Here is a 14,956-nt window from a genome sequence, read left to right as displayed (position 1 = left end):
TATGAAGTATATTCAAAGGTCTAGCTTGCTATTTATTTCAGGACTGCTCATTGCGGCAACCGTCGCCATCGGCACAGATGGGGCATGGGACGTGCAGCGGCGGGCCGCCGCCAGCGAAATTGATGTCATCTCCGAATACCGCATGGAACTCGCACCACATCGTGCTCTGACACCACAAGAGGAGCTTGCGGCGCAACGTGCCTGGAGATTTATCGAGCGCAATACAAGATCAGAAACTGGTTTGGTCGACAGCGTTGCGGGTTTCCCGTCCACAACACTTTGGGATCAAGGATCCTATGTGATGGCATTGACCGCTGCTTACAAATTGGGGGTTATTCAGTCAGAAGAGTTTCAGGAGCGCGCGCAGCAATTCCTCGACAGCTTTATCGAACTGCCATTGTTTGAAGGCCAACTTCCCAACAAAGCCTATGACACGCGCACGCTGGCGATGGTGAATTATCAGAATGAGGTCAGCGAAAAGGGCATTGGTTGGTCTGCGTTGGATGTTGCTCGAATGTTGTTGGCATTTCGTACCCTGGAACGTGTTGCACCTGAGTTCGGGGAAGACGTTCGATCCGTTTTGGCGCTATGGGATTTAAGCTCTATGGCTGAGAACGGGGAACTCATTGGCACGGAAGTGAAAAACGGCGAAGTGGTCTTTCGTCAGGAAGGCCGGCTTGGTTACGAACAGTACGGAGCGCGCGCTGCAGGACTTTGGGGCCTTGATGTCCTGCGCGCAATATCTGCGCAAAGGATCTTAAAGTGGATTGAGGTTGAAGAGGTTTTGGTGCCAACGGATCTCAGGACCGCAGCCTCATTTCAAGCGATCAGCCCAATCGTCAGCGAACCATTTGTTTTGTTAGCACTGGAGCTCGGCCTGGATAGCGAAATGCGACGGCTTGCTGAGCAGGTCTATATGGCGCAAGAAGCGCGCTACAGGGACACCGGTGTCATGACCATGGTGTCTGAAGACCACGTCGATCAGGATCCATTTTTCCTCTATGCGTCTGTTTATGCAGATGGGGTCGCTTGGGATGTGGTAACGGAAAGCGGTGCTTCATTTCCAGAGCTACGGACCATCAGTTTGAAAGCTGCATTTGGGTGGGATGCGTTGTTTGACACAGCATACTCAGATCATCTTGTGGCGCAAATGCAAGCGCAAGGCGACGCCGAATATGGGTGGCCAGCGGGGCTTTATGAGTCCGATCTAAGCGTAAATGAAGTTTATACGTTGAATACAAATGCCGTCGTTTTGGAAGCCCTTCACTACATTGTTCACGGGCCCCTGTGGCAAGCGAAGTGATTTAATTCCCGGCTTGACCTGTTTCAGAGAAGAAGGAATTCCCCCCCTGTGCTCTGATCGCAAACTCACTTTGTGGTTTGTTGCTCGGGAGTAGCTTTTGTGGGAATTCGGTGGCACCAGCTGCCGACAGGCTGTGCCTGGGCAGATATGCACTTTCTGCGTCTTGTTCTTCAGCCTTTAGTGCGGAATTCGGTCCCCATTCGATTGGATCACGTCCCCCGTTTGCTTTCAGCAACGAGGCATATATTTGGTCTAGGCCAAAGGTGGAATTTCGGAATATCACTTTGCCCATTTCCTCAACGACAATGAAGCTGTTCGGCTGGGACAATCGGTGGATGTCGTTTTTCGTCAACGCAGAGGAAAGTATCTTTGGCGCGTCTGTTGTGTAGTTCCTTTCCTGAATGGAAATACGTGCATTCGATCCCGCCGCCACCGAGAAACGCAGGCCCAGCTCATGATCCAACCATAAAGCCATCCCCGGAGCGCGGGCGATGCAGTTGTGAGCGGATTGATAACATTGAATGGACCAGGGGCTTTGTTGTTTGCCACGATCTGAAGCATCCAGAGGCGATTGCAAAAGGTGCGAGACATCTGGCGCTGGCTTCGAAATAGGTTCGGCGTTCAGAACTACACTTGCGAAATTCGTTAGGCCGAAACACAAACTGAAAAGCACAAAAGCGACGGCAGGATTGTTGGAGAAACGGTAATCTGACATCGTTTCTGATCTAGGTATTCGGCGTCGGCAACCAATCATACCTCTCGGCAAAGTGTTCGCGCGCATCCTATCTAAAATAAGATAAATCAAACTGATTTATCTGTATTTTGTATGGGTACAGGTCGTTTTGACCAGGCGTTTAAACTTGGCCAAACTTGATAACACCTCTCGGAAATCTGCACTAACGGCGGATAATAATGCGGGAACACCTGCCTGAAAGCTGGAGGTGCTTAACGGATCACAGAGCCTCCGAACGTGATTAACAACTGTTCCAGCATGCATCTTAGTCAGATTTCATCAAAGACCGATTGAAAGTAATCCGTCAGTAGCTGGTACTCCGTTTCAGATATATTGGGCTTCAATTCTGGTGTTGCAGCCTCTGTTGGCAAGTTTGCGCGCAAGTCTGCCAGTAGTTCATCGACCAAGTTCTGCGGAGTTGTTTCAGTTTCATTGTCGAGTTTTACCTCGCCTTGTTTAAGCAACATCAACGCCACTTCCGGTTCTAACCCGATTTCTGTCATCAGATACTCCATCCGGCGCGCGATTAGTTGAGCATCGTTTTCTAATGGAGCAGTTTGCCTCTCGATTGTATTAACTGAGTTGTATTCGGCGTGGCTCTGAAGAGCTTGAGGCGCTTCAACAACAATAGGGTTATCCGGTGTTTTCAGCGTTTCGATTTCCAGCGCCAATGCATCCAATGCACGCTGAACCTCGCTAAGCCGATCGACTGCCTCTCGATCCTGAGGCGCAGCGGTTTCGCCTTTCAAAAGCAACTCTCGCAACACGCGAAGTTCGCCGCGAACTTCGGCCACATCTTCATCTGGATAGGAGAGTTCAGCGGCCAAAGGCTTCGGCATTGGTGATTGCCATTTTGCAGATTTGGTTATTTCTGCCGTTGCGGAGCCGGAGTTGGGTACCGGCCAATCCCGCGGTAGAACTGTATAGCTTTGTTGTGCGCTAACCCAGCGCAGGTATGCGGTCACTGCAGCGAAGCCTTTAAGCGATATTCGGTCCACTTCCTTTTTCGCGCGAGAGACAACAAGATCACCTCCGGACGATAAGATGAGCTCCATGCGCCCATCTAGAGGATTTAGAATATTGCTGGGCAGAGGAAGCTCTGAAATGCCTTCGGCAATTAGAAAGTCATCCGCTTCCGTTACATTTTCAAGTGCGAGCTGAATCTGGTTTCGGTTGTTAAGCGTCAAAGTCAAACTGTCTTTTCGTGCCATGCAAACGTGGGTGCGTGGGCGACAAATGACTTCAAACACATCGGTGTCCAATCGAGGAGTAGGGGAGAAGCGTGCATAGCCATCAGGATCGAACCGGAAATAGACACCCTGCACCAAGCCTTCTTGAAATGTTGGCCAGCCAAAGGCTCCGCGCAATTCCTGCCGCGCTTCATGGGCACCCACCGAGAAGGGGATGGAAGTATCGAGGATCGCTGCATCCAGCGTAAAGGAATCCTCAGGTGCGGTCGAAGACTGCTGAGCCGATGCTATCCCACCGCAAAGCAGAGCCATCAATGCAGCTGACGCACTAAATCGTATCAGTCGCTGAGAGTTAAACATCAGTAATCAAGCTCCTTTTGAGTCGAATGCCTTAGCGCTGGCAGCCAATCTTCGCGCTGAAACGGGTCAGGGTAGTTGCGACGTTCTCGCAGATCTTGATCTCGGTAAGCAGTGTACCAAACTTCGGTTTCGCCGGTATACGGCGTAAGGATTTTGCCTTGGACCTTGTGCAGTAACGAGGTGAGAATGATGCCGTTATTGTTCGCAGTGTAGATCTCAACCCGGCCCTGACCGCGTTCATAAAGTCCCTCATACATTCCATTTTCAGGATCATAGAGTTCGATCATCGCCTCGTAGAGAACATCAGTATATTCCGTATCCCAGAGCGCCCAGAGCCCAAGTGCGGCTTTTGCTGCAACAGCTGCATGGTCTGGCGTGTAATCCCCGCGTGGGGTGACCGTATTCCATGGGTAGCCATCGGAAAAAATGGTATCGTAGGTGAAATAAGGGGGGCCTTTGACGTTATGCTCTGAGCGGGCAGTCATAAACCCTGTGCGCCGCCAGCGGTTTTCTTGTACGCGGTAAATTCGATCAGCAAACTCCGCACGCCAACCGTCCGAATGCACCCAGGAAGGTGAGCTATCATCGTGGGGCATATCGAACCCAAGCTCTAGACCATCTTGAAGATAGGATTCCGTTACGACGTAGTTTTGACTGTGAAACACTCGTGGGTCACGCCCATCGTAAGGCACCTGAATACCAAAAATTGAGGCCGTCAAAAAAGGTTCTGCGCGATGCGCCATCAAAGGGCGGAACCCCCAAAGCGCAAATCCCTTGGCCGCGTATTCCTCATATCCCAAACGGCCTTCCTGCGCATAAACAGTTTCGCCGGTCTCCTTGTCCACATAGGCCCCAAACAAGAGCCCTTCTTTGGAAACTGCATTAGAGAAATCCCATTTCAGAAGGACCGAGTCGACGGTATTTCCCATGTAGGGATAGCGATTTTTCAGGATCCGCATCCAAACCATAAATCGGCCGATATCAAGAGCGGAAAATCCGATTTCCCCGGCCTTGTTGGTATAGTCGACCTTGAGGCCTGATTTGGTGTGATACACTTTGTTGGGCAATTCTTTTCGAAAGAGCTCTAACCCTTTGATCGTGGTTAAAAGCAGCGTCATGCGGCGATCAAATTCAGGTTTTTCGATAATACAAAGTTCAAAAGCGGCCACTGCGCCTGCAATGTAAGAGGCAGTATCCCAGAGCGTAGTGGATGGGTAATTCCCCACCGAGTTGGCCATTCCAGTGTTTTCTTGGGTGAACTTTTCGAAATAGTGCCAGGCAACTCTCGCTGCACGCATTTCTCTTTCGTTCAAAAAGCCGCGTCGAGGGCGATATTTACGAATATATTCATTGCGTTGTGTGTATCCCGATAGGGCTTCCTTACCTTGATCCAAGTCGTCAAAGTAATCCGACTGCATTTCACACATGCGCGGCGGTTTTGTCCCCTTAGGTTCCTCATAGACCAAGCTTGTGGTCATGGCCGGAATGCTGCCTCGCATGACGGCCGGGAGCGCATCGCCTTCGCCACCTGCGATGATCGGATTGATCTCTTCTTGATAGGCTAAAAACATCGATTTTGCGGAGGAGCCGACAAACCAGGTCGCTGTAACAGTGACCACGGCCACTGCGCTCAGCAATAGAGAGGCTGAACCGAATGTCCCACGGTCTGCTTTAGATTTTGGATCGCCTGGCATGTTCAGAGAAGCACCTAAGTTTTGGATTCGCATTAGACCTTAGGCGCAACACCCTTAATAAACTTCGAACGTCGAAAATTTGAAATTCTTTTCATTTGCGAGCCGCTGGTTGTTCTCATTCAGGCGGTATTTCTCAAAAGTTTTTTAAGAGTGCTGGGTTAATCAAGTCTCGTCACATAGACGGGAGTCCCACATGTTACATTCCAGAGATATGGAATTGGATGAGCCATCGGTTAGCTCAGAAACGATCGACATCGTGGACGCAAAGCTGGCCATGGCGGACCGATCCTCCCCGCGTTGGGCTTTGGTGCTTGGGGCCACTTTCGGGGTCAGCATATTCCTTTGCACATTGGCCATAATCCTCCTGTCCTTTCTGTTTCACGCGATTGTCGTAGAGGCCGGCGAAAGTCGCATGGCACTGGTTCTGCTTGGTGTTGGGTTTTGCCTTGTAATGGGGGTGGCGCTGCTTGAGTTCGCCCATACAAGATCACTCCGTGGATTTCGCTGGATGCGAGAACAGCAGGCGCGTCTGGTTGCGGCGGTTTTTGCTGCGCCGATATCTATGACAATACTCTTTGTGCATCCTCTGGCGGGCCTCAGCATCCCGATATGTTCAGGGGTGGGGTGGCTTGTTCAGAGACAATTATCGCGAGTAAAGAGCAATGAGCCCCCTTGGGTGTATTTCCCAGAAGAAGCCGTGTCTCTTTGCGCAGGACGGGACGGCAACGGGGCAGCGAAGGCGATGGCCAAGTCAGCCAATCATGCGTTGAGCGACCCTTTTAGACGCGTTGTTGTTTTGATGGCTCTGCTGATCAGCTTCGCAACAGGGGCCTTTCTTGTTTCTGAGCAGGTTTTGATGCCAGGTATTATGCTGTCGCTTGCGTTGATAAGCGCATGGTGTGTCAACGATGTGCTGAAGTATGCGCAAGTGCATTTTGGCCAAAATCGAGAGGACATTGGCAAATCGACACGTGTTCAAAAACCGGTCGAAAACTCGACGCTGCCCGGCACTGGTCTGATCGTTTCGCATCTCAATGTCCGAACGCAAAATGGCAATCCGCTTTTGGCAGATATTTCCCTCTCGATTGATCCCGGAGAGATCGTCGGCATTATCGGTGAAAGCGGCGCTGGGAAGTCCCTTTTGATGCAGAGTTTGGTCGATCCGTTTTCACTGGCCGATGTTCAAGTATCTGGGCTGGTTACACAGAATGGCACAGATTTGTGGCAGAGATCTTCGGGGATACAGTTGGTGCCGGCTGTACATGTGGCAGATACACCGTTGATATTGCCTGCATCTGGAGCGGACAACCTATCGTGTTATCAGGGGGATGATCAGCTGAAGCGCGGGCGATATTTTCTTGAACAAATGGTATTCGCACATGATCTCGTGCAGGAAATTTGTAGCGCGCCAGATGCAAGGCTATTGCCGTCTATGCATCGCAAATCATTGGCGCTGAGCCGCGCATTCGCACTGTCGCCTTCAGTTTACTTTTTTGACCGACCAGAAGACGCCCTGCAGGCAGCACAGGTTTCTGCGCTCTGCCATCGGCTGGATCAAGAAGTCCGCTTGGGCCGCAGCATCGTCCTGATATCTGACAACCGCGCATTGCTTGATAAATGTGATCGGCTTTTTGTGCTGCAAAACGGCACGTTGGTGGATTTCGGCCCTGCCAAGCAAGTACGCGAGCGCCGGGCAAGCGGATGGCATCGTTTCATTGCGCAACGGTCACTCGAGGCTGAACAGAATCTGGAGAAATGGATCAGATCTCATTTCCGTCGCAATGGGGATGAAGCCAATCGACGGCGAGTTGCCCTTGTTGCCTCGGAGCTTTTGGCAGTGTCCTGCCGCGAAGCGAATTTGGGCGATGACGATACGGTGGAATTCCTGTTCAAGAATTTTGAAGGGCATTGCAGCGTTCACATGATGGATGGGTCACCACCTATTTCCTCAGGTCAGGTGCAGAAGGCACAAGAATTGGCTGAACAGAAGCCTCTGGATTCAAGGCGCAACCCGTTGGCAGCCATCATGGCAAACAGTTTGGATGTCGCCTTCGAAAGCCATCTTGAAGGGCGTCTGATTAAGGTCAAGGTTGAAACCTATGACCCACGCAAGACCGAAGTGAAACCGGGCAGGGTCCATGCACAGACCTCTTCCTGATTTCTATTCTGATCTGCCAAAAGGCCGCTTACGTCTAAGCAGGCTATTGTGGATATTGGCTGTACTCTCAAGCCTCGCAGTCGTGATCGCGCCTGCTGCGGTTTTGCTGGCAAATACGACTGTTGCTTCGCGACATAGTTTCATCGGGACGCTGCGCCCGCTTGCATCACCAGTGGCGGTCACCGTTCCGGAAGGCGCTTTTCTAAAAGAGATACTCGTAGAGCGAAATGAGGTCGTATACGCCGGGCAAACTGTGGCGCTCTTGGATGCAGAGGTTATGACATCTCAAGTCGCGGCTCTGGATGCGCGGCTATTGCATAATGATAGGCTGCGCGCCTGTCTGCTGAACCATCGGTCATCTGAAGTTGACAATGACCTTTCTGAAAGTCTTCCAGCACAGCAAATTCAAGCCGTCGAAGACGCTGATAGGCAATGTGTAGAAGACGCGGATGTGACTGCGACGATGGTTCTGGAATTTGAAAAATCGCGCAGCCTTTTAAAATCAGATCAAAAGTTGCTTGAAGGGCTCATCCAAAGTCTGCTGACATCTCTTGACCCTCAAGCGGATGCCCAGAGCAATGATTTCCGACAGGTTCTCTCATTGCAATTTGCTCGCAATCGTCTTTTTGAACGCGAGCAGATGATGGTGTCCGAACACGAACGCAATATGTCAGAGCATCGAAGGGATAGGCGCCATCGATTGGCGACTATTTCCAGGGAGCTTCAGGCCGACCAGCAGATGCGGCAACGTCTATTGGCATTGATTGATGATCCAAGGTTGCTGTCGCCAGACAAGGGGCAGGTGGTACGTCTGAGGCGGTTGCCTCTCATGAGTGCGGCGCTCTCTGACACAGAAATTCTGGAAATCAGACCTTCGGATTCACAGGGGTACTTGGCTGAGTTTTTTATTCCCCCAACGCATTTGGGCTATGTGAAAACCGGCCAGGATGTGGAAGTGCAGATGCTCGGGTTGGAGGATAGAATAACGTCTTTGACGGGGGAAATCCGTCATATTCAAACGCAAGCCCCTGACAACGTGAAGGCGATCATCGAATTGAATGCCCAAAGCGTCGCTGCATTGGATGATCCCGCAAACGGCATCGCATTGCGAGGTGCGAGCACGGCTGCCAAGATCCTAATAAACTATGTCGAGAACAACTCTCTTGAGCGTGTTAATAGCGAAGTCATCGCGGCCTTAGAGCATCTGGGATTTGTCGATCTTGCGCACACAATAAAAGCCCAAGGTTCAGCACTCCGCTTGGCAATCCATAGCTCCGAGACTGATGTGACTTACGTTGCACAAGATTTGGATTAGGTTTGACCCGGGCATAGGCCTGTTCAGCGCTCAGCCGCCCCGCACACCATTGATCACCAAATCCGTGACCAGTTTGGCGTAGTTGTTGCGCGCCATTTCGTCCGCGTCTTCATTCCACATGGCGTACCAGTTGAGCATGCCGAAGATCGACATGCTGGTGGCACGCAGACTGGATTTATCATGCGTGAAACGCTGGGGGGCAATCTCTAGCAACGTTCCATTCAGCGCGCGAACAATATCGCGTTGATAGGATTTCAAGATCAATTGCTGGTCTTCCTGCAAAAGCGGGACGCCTTCGGATTGAATTTTGTGCTCAGCATCCATTTTCAGATAGGCCAAGAGAACTTCGCTCACGAAGGCATGCAAGTGATCTTCCGGTGCCGTATCATCTGAGACAAGTGCCAATAATCTGTCACGCAAAGCAGAGAGATATGTGTTGAGGATATCAAACAGCAGCGCGTCTTTGCTGTCATAATAATGATAGATATTGGCTTTTGAGATGCCGCAGGCTTTGGCGACCTGAACCATATTAGACCGCGCAATACCTTCCTCTGCGAAAACTCGTGCGGAGGCATATAGAATATGCTGGCGTTTCTGATCGTGATCTTTGGCTACGGATCGCGCCAATGGACATCTCCCAATCCGGTGGATTGCATTTCAACGGCTGCGCTTCAATTCCACATGTAGAGGCAGTTTGTCCATAGCAACGATTTCAACCTCTCGGCGGCATAAATCTGGATTCAATGAAGCTGCCACCGGAATCATGACCTATCGACAGACTCTACGAAAACGCATGTTTTTGTCGCTTTTATTCCCCTTAGGTTTACGAAATTGTTGAAACAGACAGCCGGAGCGCTTTGAGCATTCAAGTGATTTGCGCCTTTTTCCTGAATAAAATCGAATAATTTACCAAATTCATTTCATTTTCTGGCTTGTTTGATCAAATTTCCTGTAATCTGCATTCTTTTTGTTTTTTCCTAGCGTAACTCTTTCAAAAGAAATTGGTCACATTTAGGCTCTCCGCCAGGACAAAGTTCCAAACAGGGAGTAAATACCAAATGAAAAAATTCCTTCTGGCTTCGGCTGCTACCGCGCTCGTTGCAGGCTCTGCTTACGCAGCGGGTCACTCAGATGAAGTTAAAGTTGGCTTGATGCTTGGCTTCACTGGCCCAGCTGAATCCTATGCGCCTCCAATGGCGGGTGGTGCACGCGCCGCGGTGAAAGAAGTTGCGGAAAGCGGCCTCTTCCTTGGCGGCAAGAAACTGACACTGGTTGAGGGTGACTCCACCTGTGCCGACGCAGCGATCGCAACTTCGGTTGCTGAACGTTTTGTCACCGCTGATGGCGTTTCCGGCATCATCGGTGCGCTCTGCTCTGGCGCGACAACCGCTGCACTGCAGAACGTTGCCGTTCCAAACGGTATGGTGATGATTTCCCCATCCGCAACATCCCCAGCGCTGTCTACAATCGAAGACAATGGCCTGTTTTTCCGCGCGACACCTTCTGACGCGCGCCAAGGCGCGGTGATGGCAGATATTCTGCTGGAAGAAGGCATCACCTCCGTTGCTGTGACCTACACAAACAACGACTATGGCAAAGGTCTGGCGGACAGCTTTGAAGCGAATTACACCGCAAATGGCGGCGAAGTGACCATCAACGCGTCTCACGAAGATGGTAAAGGCGACTACTCTGCTGAAGTTGGCGCTCTGGCATCCGCGGGCGGTGACCTGTTGGTTGTTGTCGGCTATGCAGACCAAGGTGGTAAAGGCATCATTCAGGCATCGCTGGACACAGGTGCATTTGACACCTTCCACCTGCCTGATGCGATGGTTGGCTTTGCGACAGAAGCAAACTTCGGCGCGGATCTGGACGGCACAATGGGTCAGGTTCCTGGCACAGATGCACCGGGTGGTGATCTATACACCCCAATCGGCGAAGCAAACGGCTTTGACGCGACTGCACCGTTCTCACCAGAATCCTATGACGCAGCTGCGATCCTACTTCTGGCGATGCAAGCGGCAGGATCCAATGATCCAGCTGTTTACAAGGAAAAGATGTTTGACGTTGCCAACGCACCGGGTGAGCAGATCTTCCCTGGCGAACTGGCGAAAGCGCTGGAAATCCTGGCAAATGGTGGCGAAGTCGATCTGGTTGGCGCATCCGCTGTTGAGCTGATCGAGCCAGGTGAAGCATCCGGCTCCTACCGTGTCATCAAGACAGTGAACGGTAAGCAAGAGACAATCGGCTACCGCTAAGTCGAGCTGATAACGGAAAAGCCCGGAGTTTCGCGCTCCGGGCTTTTTCCAATCCATCCCTCAACTAACATCAAGAACTTAGGAGGGAGCACAATCACATGGGACATAGAACATGATCGAAGTGCGTGACCTACACATGCATTTCGGCGGATTTCGCGCTGTCGATGGGGCTTCGCTGACCATCGAAAAGGGGACCATTACCGGGCTGATTGGCCCGAATGGGGCGGGAAAGACGTCGCTTTTCAATTGCATCGCTGGAGTTCTGACGCCAACAAGCGGCACTGTGCTGTTTGATGGGGAAGACATCACCGGCCTGAAACCTCATAACCTTTTTCACAAAGGTATCCTGCGCACTTTCCAGATCGCGCATGAATTCCACTCCATGACTTGCCGCGAGAACCTGATGATGGTGCCCGCTGGACAGCATGGCGAAACGCTGTGGAACACTTGGTTCGGGCGCAAACGCATTGCGGATGAAGAACGGGCCTTGCGGGCGAAAGCCGATGAGGTGCTGGAATTCCTGACCATCGAACACATCGCTGATCTGAAGGCGGGTAACGTGTCGGGTGGTCAAAAGAAACTGCTGGAACTTGGCCGCACTATGATGGTCGACGCCAAGATGGTCTTCCTTGATGAGGTCGGCGCAGGTGTGAACCGCACGCTGCTTTACACCATTGGTGACGCGATCAAGCGCCTGAATGTGGAGCGCGGCTACACCTTCTGCATGATCGAACACGATATGGATTTCATCAAACAGCTTTGCGATCCGGTGATCGTGATGGCGCAGGGCTCTGTCATGGCGACGGGTACTGCGGATGAGATCATGTCCAACGAAGCCGTGATTGAGGCCTATCTGGGTACCGGCGTGAAGAACAAGAAAAAGGAGGGCGCATCATGAGCTTCCTCTCTGCAAACAACATGACCGGCGGCTACGGCACTGGGCCGGACATCCTGCATGACTTGGAACTTTCCGTAGACAAAGGCGAAATCGCTGTGATCGTTGGCCCAAACGGGGCAGGGAAATCCACCGGCATGAAAGCTGTCTTTGGCATGCTGAACCTGCGTGAAGGCGCGGTGGTTCTGGACGGTCAGGACATTACGGGCCTCTCTCCGCAGGAGCGTGTGCACATGGGCATGGGCTTTGTGCCTCAGGTTCGCAACATTTTCCCAACCATGTCCGTGCGCGAGAACCTCGAGATGGGGGCCTTCATCCGGACCGATGATTTCGAAGAGACCATCGATCAGGTCTACGAGCTCTTCCCAGCGGTCTATGAAAAGCGCAACCAAAACGCAGGTGAACTCTCTGGCGGTCAACGCCAGCAGGTTGCTGTCGGTCGCGCGCTGATGACACAGCCGAAACTTCTGATGTTGGATGAGCCAACAGCGGGTGTTTCGCCGATCGTCATGGACGAGCTGTTTGACCGCATCATCGAAGTTGCAAAGACTGGCATTTCCATCCTCATGGTGGAACAGAACGCCCGTCAAGCACTTGAAATCGCAGATAAAGGCTATGTGCTCGTTCAGGGACGCAACGCCTATACGGACACCGGGGAAGCGCTTTTGGCCGACCCTGAAGTGCGCCGTACATTCCTGGGAGGTTGATCATGGTCGACATTCTCAACGCATTGGTGGCATTCACCAACTTCGTCATTATCCCGGCGTCCGCCTACGGCGCACAGCTCGCAATCGGCGCGCTTGGGGTTACGCTGATCTACGGCATTCTGCGGTTCTCAAACTTTGCCCATGGTGAGACTATGGCCTTTGGCACGATGGTTGTGCTGCTGGTCACAGGCCTGTTCCAAAGCTGGGGCATCTCGCTGGGTCCACTGCCCACAGCGCTTTTGGCGCTGCCATTCGGTATCGCTGCAGCCTCAGCGCTTGTGCTTTTCACCGATAAAACGGTCTACAAGTTCTACCGTCGCGTAAAAGCCGCGCCGGTGATGTTGGTGATCGTATCTATGGGTGTCATGTTCATGATGAACGGCATCATCCGTATGATCGTGGGCACCGATGACCGTCGCTTCGCCGATGGAGAACGCTTCATCATGCGTGCGCGGGACTTCAAAGAGATGACCGGCCTTTCCGAAGGTCTCGCAATCCGTACGACACAGGTTCTGACCCTTGTTGTCGCTGTCGCGACCGTGGCTCTGCTCTTTTGGTTCTTGAACAAGACCCGCACAGGTAAATCCATGCGCGCCTATTCAGACAACGAAGATCTGGCGCTGCTCTCGGGCATCAACCCGGAACGGGTGGTCATGATCACATGGCTCGTCGTAGCAGCGCTCGCGACCGTCGCAGGCACGCTTTATGGCCCAGACAAAAGCTTCAAGCCCTTTGTCTTCATGCAGCTCCTTCTGCCTATCTTTGCCTCTGCCATCGTAGGTGGTCTCGGATCGCCGCTGGGAGCCATCGCAGGCGGATTTGTCATCGCCTTTTCCGAGGTGACACTCACCTACGCCTTCAAGAAAGTTGTGACCTACCTCGGTCCAGAGGGGTGGCGACCCGACGGGCTCATCCAGTTGCTCTCGACCGACGATAAGTTCGCGGTGTCCTTCGCCATTCTCATCATCGTTCTGCTGTTCAAGCCGACCGGCCTGTTTAAGGGGAAAGCGGTATGACCAATTCACGTGCTCCACTCTATTTCGCCTTTATGGGTATGCTCATCCTGGGCGTTGGCATCTTTGAAAGCTGGAACAATGCGCTCTTCATTCTGAACTTCGGTCTGATCTCTGCGATCATGGCTTTGGGCGTGAACTTGCAATGGGGCTATGCTGGCCTCTTCAACGTGGGCGTTGTTGGCTTTGTGGCGCTGGGCGGTCTGTCCGTCGTGCTGACCTCCGTGTCTCCGGTTGGGGAGGCTTGGGAAGCGGGCGGCGTGCAAATTCTGATGTCCTTGCTTGTGGCTGTCGGTGTTATCGCCGGTGCGATTTTGGGCTGGTCTCGCTTGCCGAAAAACCTGCCGCGCGGGTTGATCGTTGCAGTTTGGCTGATCGGTGGCTTCTTTGCTTTCCGTGCACTCTTTGATCCAGCAGTTGCTGCGATCGAAGCGGTGAACCCTGCTCAAACAGGCTTCCTTGGTGGTCTCGGCCTTCCGGTCCTGATTGCATGGCCTGTCGGTGGGCTTTTCGCAGCTGGTGTGGCATGGCTCATTGCCAAAACCGCGCTGGGTTTACGCTCAGACTATCTGGCGATTGCGACCCTCGGCATTGGTGAGATCATCATCGCTGTTCTCAAGAACGAAGACTGGCTGTCTCGTGGCGTGAAAAACGTCAATGGTCTGCCGCGTCCGGTGCCTTATGAGATTGACCTGCAGCAGTCCGAGACCTTCCTTGGCTGGATGGAACGCATAGGTGCGGACCCGGTGACCGGCTCCACGATCTTTGTAAAGCTGCTCTATGCGGCGCTCTTTATTGCGGTGATTGTGCTGATCGTAACCTTGATGCAGCTGGCATTGAACTCGCCATGGGGCCGCATGATGCGCGCGATCCGTGACAACGAGACAGCGTCTGAGGCCATGGGCAAAGACGTCACCGCGCGCCACCTGCAAATCTTCGTTCTGGGTGCCGCCATCTGTGGCATCGCGGGGGCGATGATGACGACGTTGGATGGTCAGCTGACGCCTGCATCATACCAGCCGCTGCGCTTCACCTTCCTTGTTTGGGTGATGGTGATTGTCGGCGGCTCCGGTAACAACTGGGGCGCTGTTCTGGGGGGCATGTTCATCTGGTTCCTCTGGGTTGAGGTCGAGCCAATTTCGATCTTCCTCGTGAACACGCTTACGTCTGGTTTGGATGCAACCCATCCAATCCGCGAAGGCCTGTTAGAGCGGGTCGCGTACCTGCGTCCGTTCACCATGGGGCTGATCCTGCTGCTCGTGTTGCGCTTCAGCCCGCACGGGCTCTTGCCAGAGAAGTAAACAAACAGAAAGAGCGCCCATCGGGCGCTCTT

At 52.6% G+C, this 14,956-nt stretch carries 12 protein-coding genes; 8 read left to right on the top strand and 4 right to left on the bottom strand.

Features of this window, described 5'->3' with window-relative positions; genetic code table 11:
* Position 1 precedes the first annotated feature (1 nt).
* Positions 2-1,303 carry a DUF3131 domain-containing protein gene (locus M0D42_RS10645; RefSeq protein WP_265018592.1) on the top strand — a complete coding sequence of 434 codons (1,302 nt, stop codon included), beginning with the start codon at positions 2-4 and terminating at the stop codon, positions 1,301-1,303.
* 1 nt (position 1,304) lies between these two features.
* Here M0D42_RS10645 and M0D42_RS10640 read toward each other — a convergent pair whose 3' ends face one another.
* The 3 genes from M0D42_RS10640 to M0D42_RS10630 form a co-directional block, all read right to left on the bottom strand.
* Entirely contained in the window at positions 1,305-1,778 is a 474-nt protein-coding gene (locus M0D42_RS10640; RefSeq protein ID WP_265018591.1) for a hypothetical protein, read from the bottom strand.
* A gap of 527 nt (positions 1,779-2,305) precedes the next feature.
* Positions 2,306-3,586 carry a hypothetical protein gene (locus tag M0D42_RS10635; protein ID WP_265018590.1) on the bottom strand — a complete coding sequence of 427 codons (1,281 nt, stop codon included), beginning with the start codon at positions 3,584-3,586 and terminating at the stop codon, positions 2,306-2,308.
* Positions 3,586-5,313, bottom strand: a complete 1,728-nt coding sequence (locus M0D42_RS10630) for a DUF3131 domain-containing protein (protein ID WP_265018589.1) — start codon at positions 5,311-5,313, stop codon at positions 3,586-3,588. Before M0D42_RS10630 ends, M0D42_RS10635 begins: the two co-directional genes overlap by 1 nt.
* A 160-nt stretch (positions 5,314-5,473) precedes the next feature.
* Here M0D42_RS10630 and M0D42_RS10625 point away from each other — a divergent pair, with 160 nt between their 5' ends.
* Complete coding sequence (locus M0D42_RS10625) at positions 5,474-7,438, top strand: ATP-binding cassette domain-containing protein (protein ID WP_265018588.1); 1,965 nt, start codon at positions 5,474-5,476, stop codon at positions 7,436-7,438.
* Complete coding sequence (locus M0D42_RS10620; RefSeq protein WP_265018587.1) at positions 7,419-8,753, top strand: HlyD family secretion protein; 1,335 nt, start codon at positions 7,419-7,421, stop codon at positions 8,751-8,753. Before M0D42_RS10625 ends, M0D42_RS10620 begins: the two co-directional genes overlap by 20 nt.
* A gap of 30 nt (positions 8,754-8,783) precedes the next feature.
* On the opposite strand, the gene M0D42_RS10615 is transcribed toward M0D42_RS10620, so the two are convergent.
* Positions 8,784-9,380, bottom strand: coding sequence for a TetR/AcrR family transcriptional regulator (locus M0D42_RS10615; RefSeq protein WP_265018586.1), 597 nt, complete (start codon positions 9,378-9,380; stop codon positions 8,784-8,786).
* Positions 9,381-9,811: 431 nt separating this feature from the next.
* Here M0D42_RS10615 and M0D42_RS10610 point away from each other — a divergent pair, with 431 nt between their 5' ends.
* From M0D42_RS10610 to M0D42_RS10590, 5 genes are all read left to right on the top strand, one after another.
* Positions 9,812-11,008 carry an ABC transporter substrate-binding protein gene (locus tag M0D42_RS10610; RefSeq protein ID WP_265018585.1) on the top strand — a complete coding sequence of 399 codons (1,197 nt, stop codon included), beginning with the start codon at positions 9,812-9,814 and terminating at the stop codon, positions 11,006-11,008.
* A gap of 112 nt (positions 11,009-11,120) precedes the next feature.
* A complete protein-coding gene (locus M0D42_RS10605) occupies positions 11,121-11,906 on the top strand; it encodes an ABC transporter ATP-binding protein (protein WP_265018584.1) in 786 nt (261 codons plus the stop codon).
* The gene (locus M0D42_RS10600; protein WP_265018583.1) at positions 11,903-12,610 is read left to right on the top strand and encodes an ABC transporter ATP-binding protein; all 708 of its coding nucleotides are present in this window, start codon (positions 11,903-11,905) and stop codon (positions 12,608-12,610) included. Before M0D42_RS10605 ends, M0D42_RS10600 begins: the two co-directional genes overlap by 4 nt.
* 2 nt (positions 12,611-12,612) lie before the next feature.
* Positions 12,613-13,626: a branched-chain amino acid ABC transporter permease gene (locus M0D42_RS10595; protein ID WP_265018582.1), complete on the top strand. Its 1,014-nt coding sequence runs from the start codon at positions 12,613-12,615 to the stop codon at positions 13,624-13,626.
* Positions 13,623-14,924, top strand: a complete 1,302-nt coding sequence (locus tag M0D42_RS10590; RefSeq protein ID WP_265018581.1) for a branched-chain amino acid ABC transporter permease — start codon at positions 13,623-13,625, stop codon at positions 14,922-14,924. Before M0D42_RS10595 ends, M0D42_RS10590 begins: the two co-directional genes overlap by 4 nt.
* Positions 14,925-14,956 lie beyond the last annotated feature (32 nt).

Source organism: Cognatishimia activa (assembly GCF_026016445.1).
GTDB lineage: Bacteria > Pseudomonadota > Alphaproteobacteria > Rhodobacterales > Rhodobacteraceae > Cognatishimia > Cognatishimia activa_B.
Note: the sequence above shows the minus strand (reverse complement) of the source record. Positions and strands in the feature narration are given on the sequence as shown.

Coding starts and splice junctions, on each gene's coding strand:
- M0D42_RS10620 (WP_265018587.1), top strand. CDS start 7,419: ATGCACAGACCTCTTCCTGATTTCTATTCTGATCTGCCAAAAGGCCGC.
- M0D42_RS10590 (WP_265018581.1), top strand. CDS start 13,623: ATGACCAATTCACGTGCTCCACTCTATTTCGCCTTTATGGGTATGCTC.
- M0D42_RS10605 (WP_265018584.1), top strand. CDS start 11,121: ATGATCGAAGTGCGTGACCTACACATGCATTTCGGCGGATTTCGCGCT.
- M0D42_RS10600 (WP_265018583.1), top strand. CDS start 11,903: ATGAGCTTCCTCTCTGCAAACAACATGACCGGCGGCTACGGCACTGGG.
- M0D42_RS10595 (WP_265018582.1), top strand. CDS start 12,613: ATGGTCGACATTCTCAACGCATTGGTGGCATTCACCAACTTCGTCATT.
- M0D42_RS10635 (WP_265018590.1), bottom strand. CDS start 3,586: ATGTTTAACTCTCAGCGACTGATACGATTTAGTGCGTCAGCTGCATTG.
- M0D42_RS10630 (WP_265018589.1), bottom strand. CDS start 5,313: ATGCGAATCCAAAACTTAGGTGCTTCTCTGAACATGCCAGGCGATCCA.
- M0D42_RS10610 (WP_265018585.1), top strand. CDS start 9,812: ATGAAAAAATTCCTTCTGGCTTCGGCTGCTACCGCGCTCGTTGCAGGC.
- M0D42_RS10645 (WP_265018592.1), top strand. CDS start 2: ATGAAGTATATTCAAAGGTCTAGCTTGCTATTTATTTCAGGACTGCTC.
- M0D42_RS10640 (WP_265018591.1), bottom strand. CDS start 1,778: ATGGCTTTATGGTTGGATCATGAGCTGGGCCTGCGTTTCTCGGTGGCG.
- M0D42_RS10625 (WP_265018588.1), top strand. CDS start 5,474: ATGTTACATTCCAGAGATATGGAATTGGATGAGCCATCGGTTAGCTCA.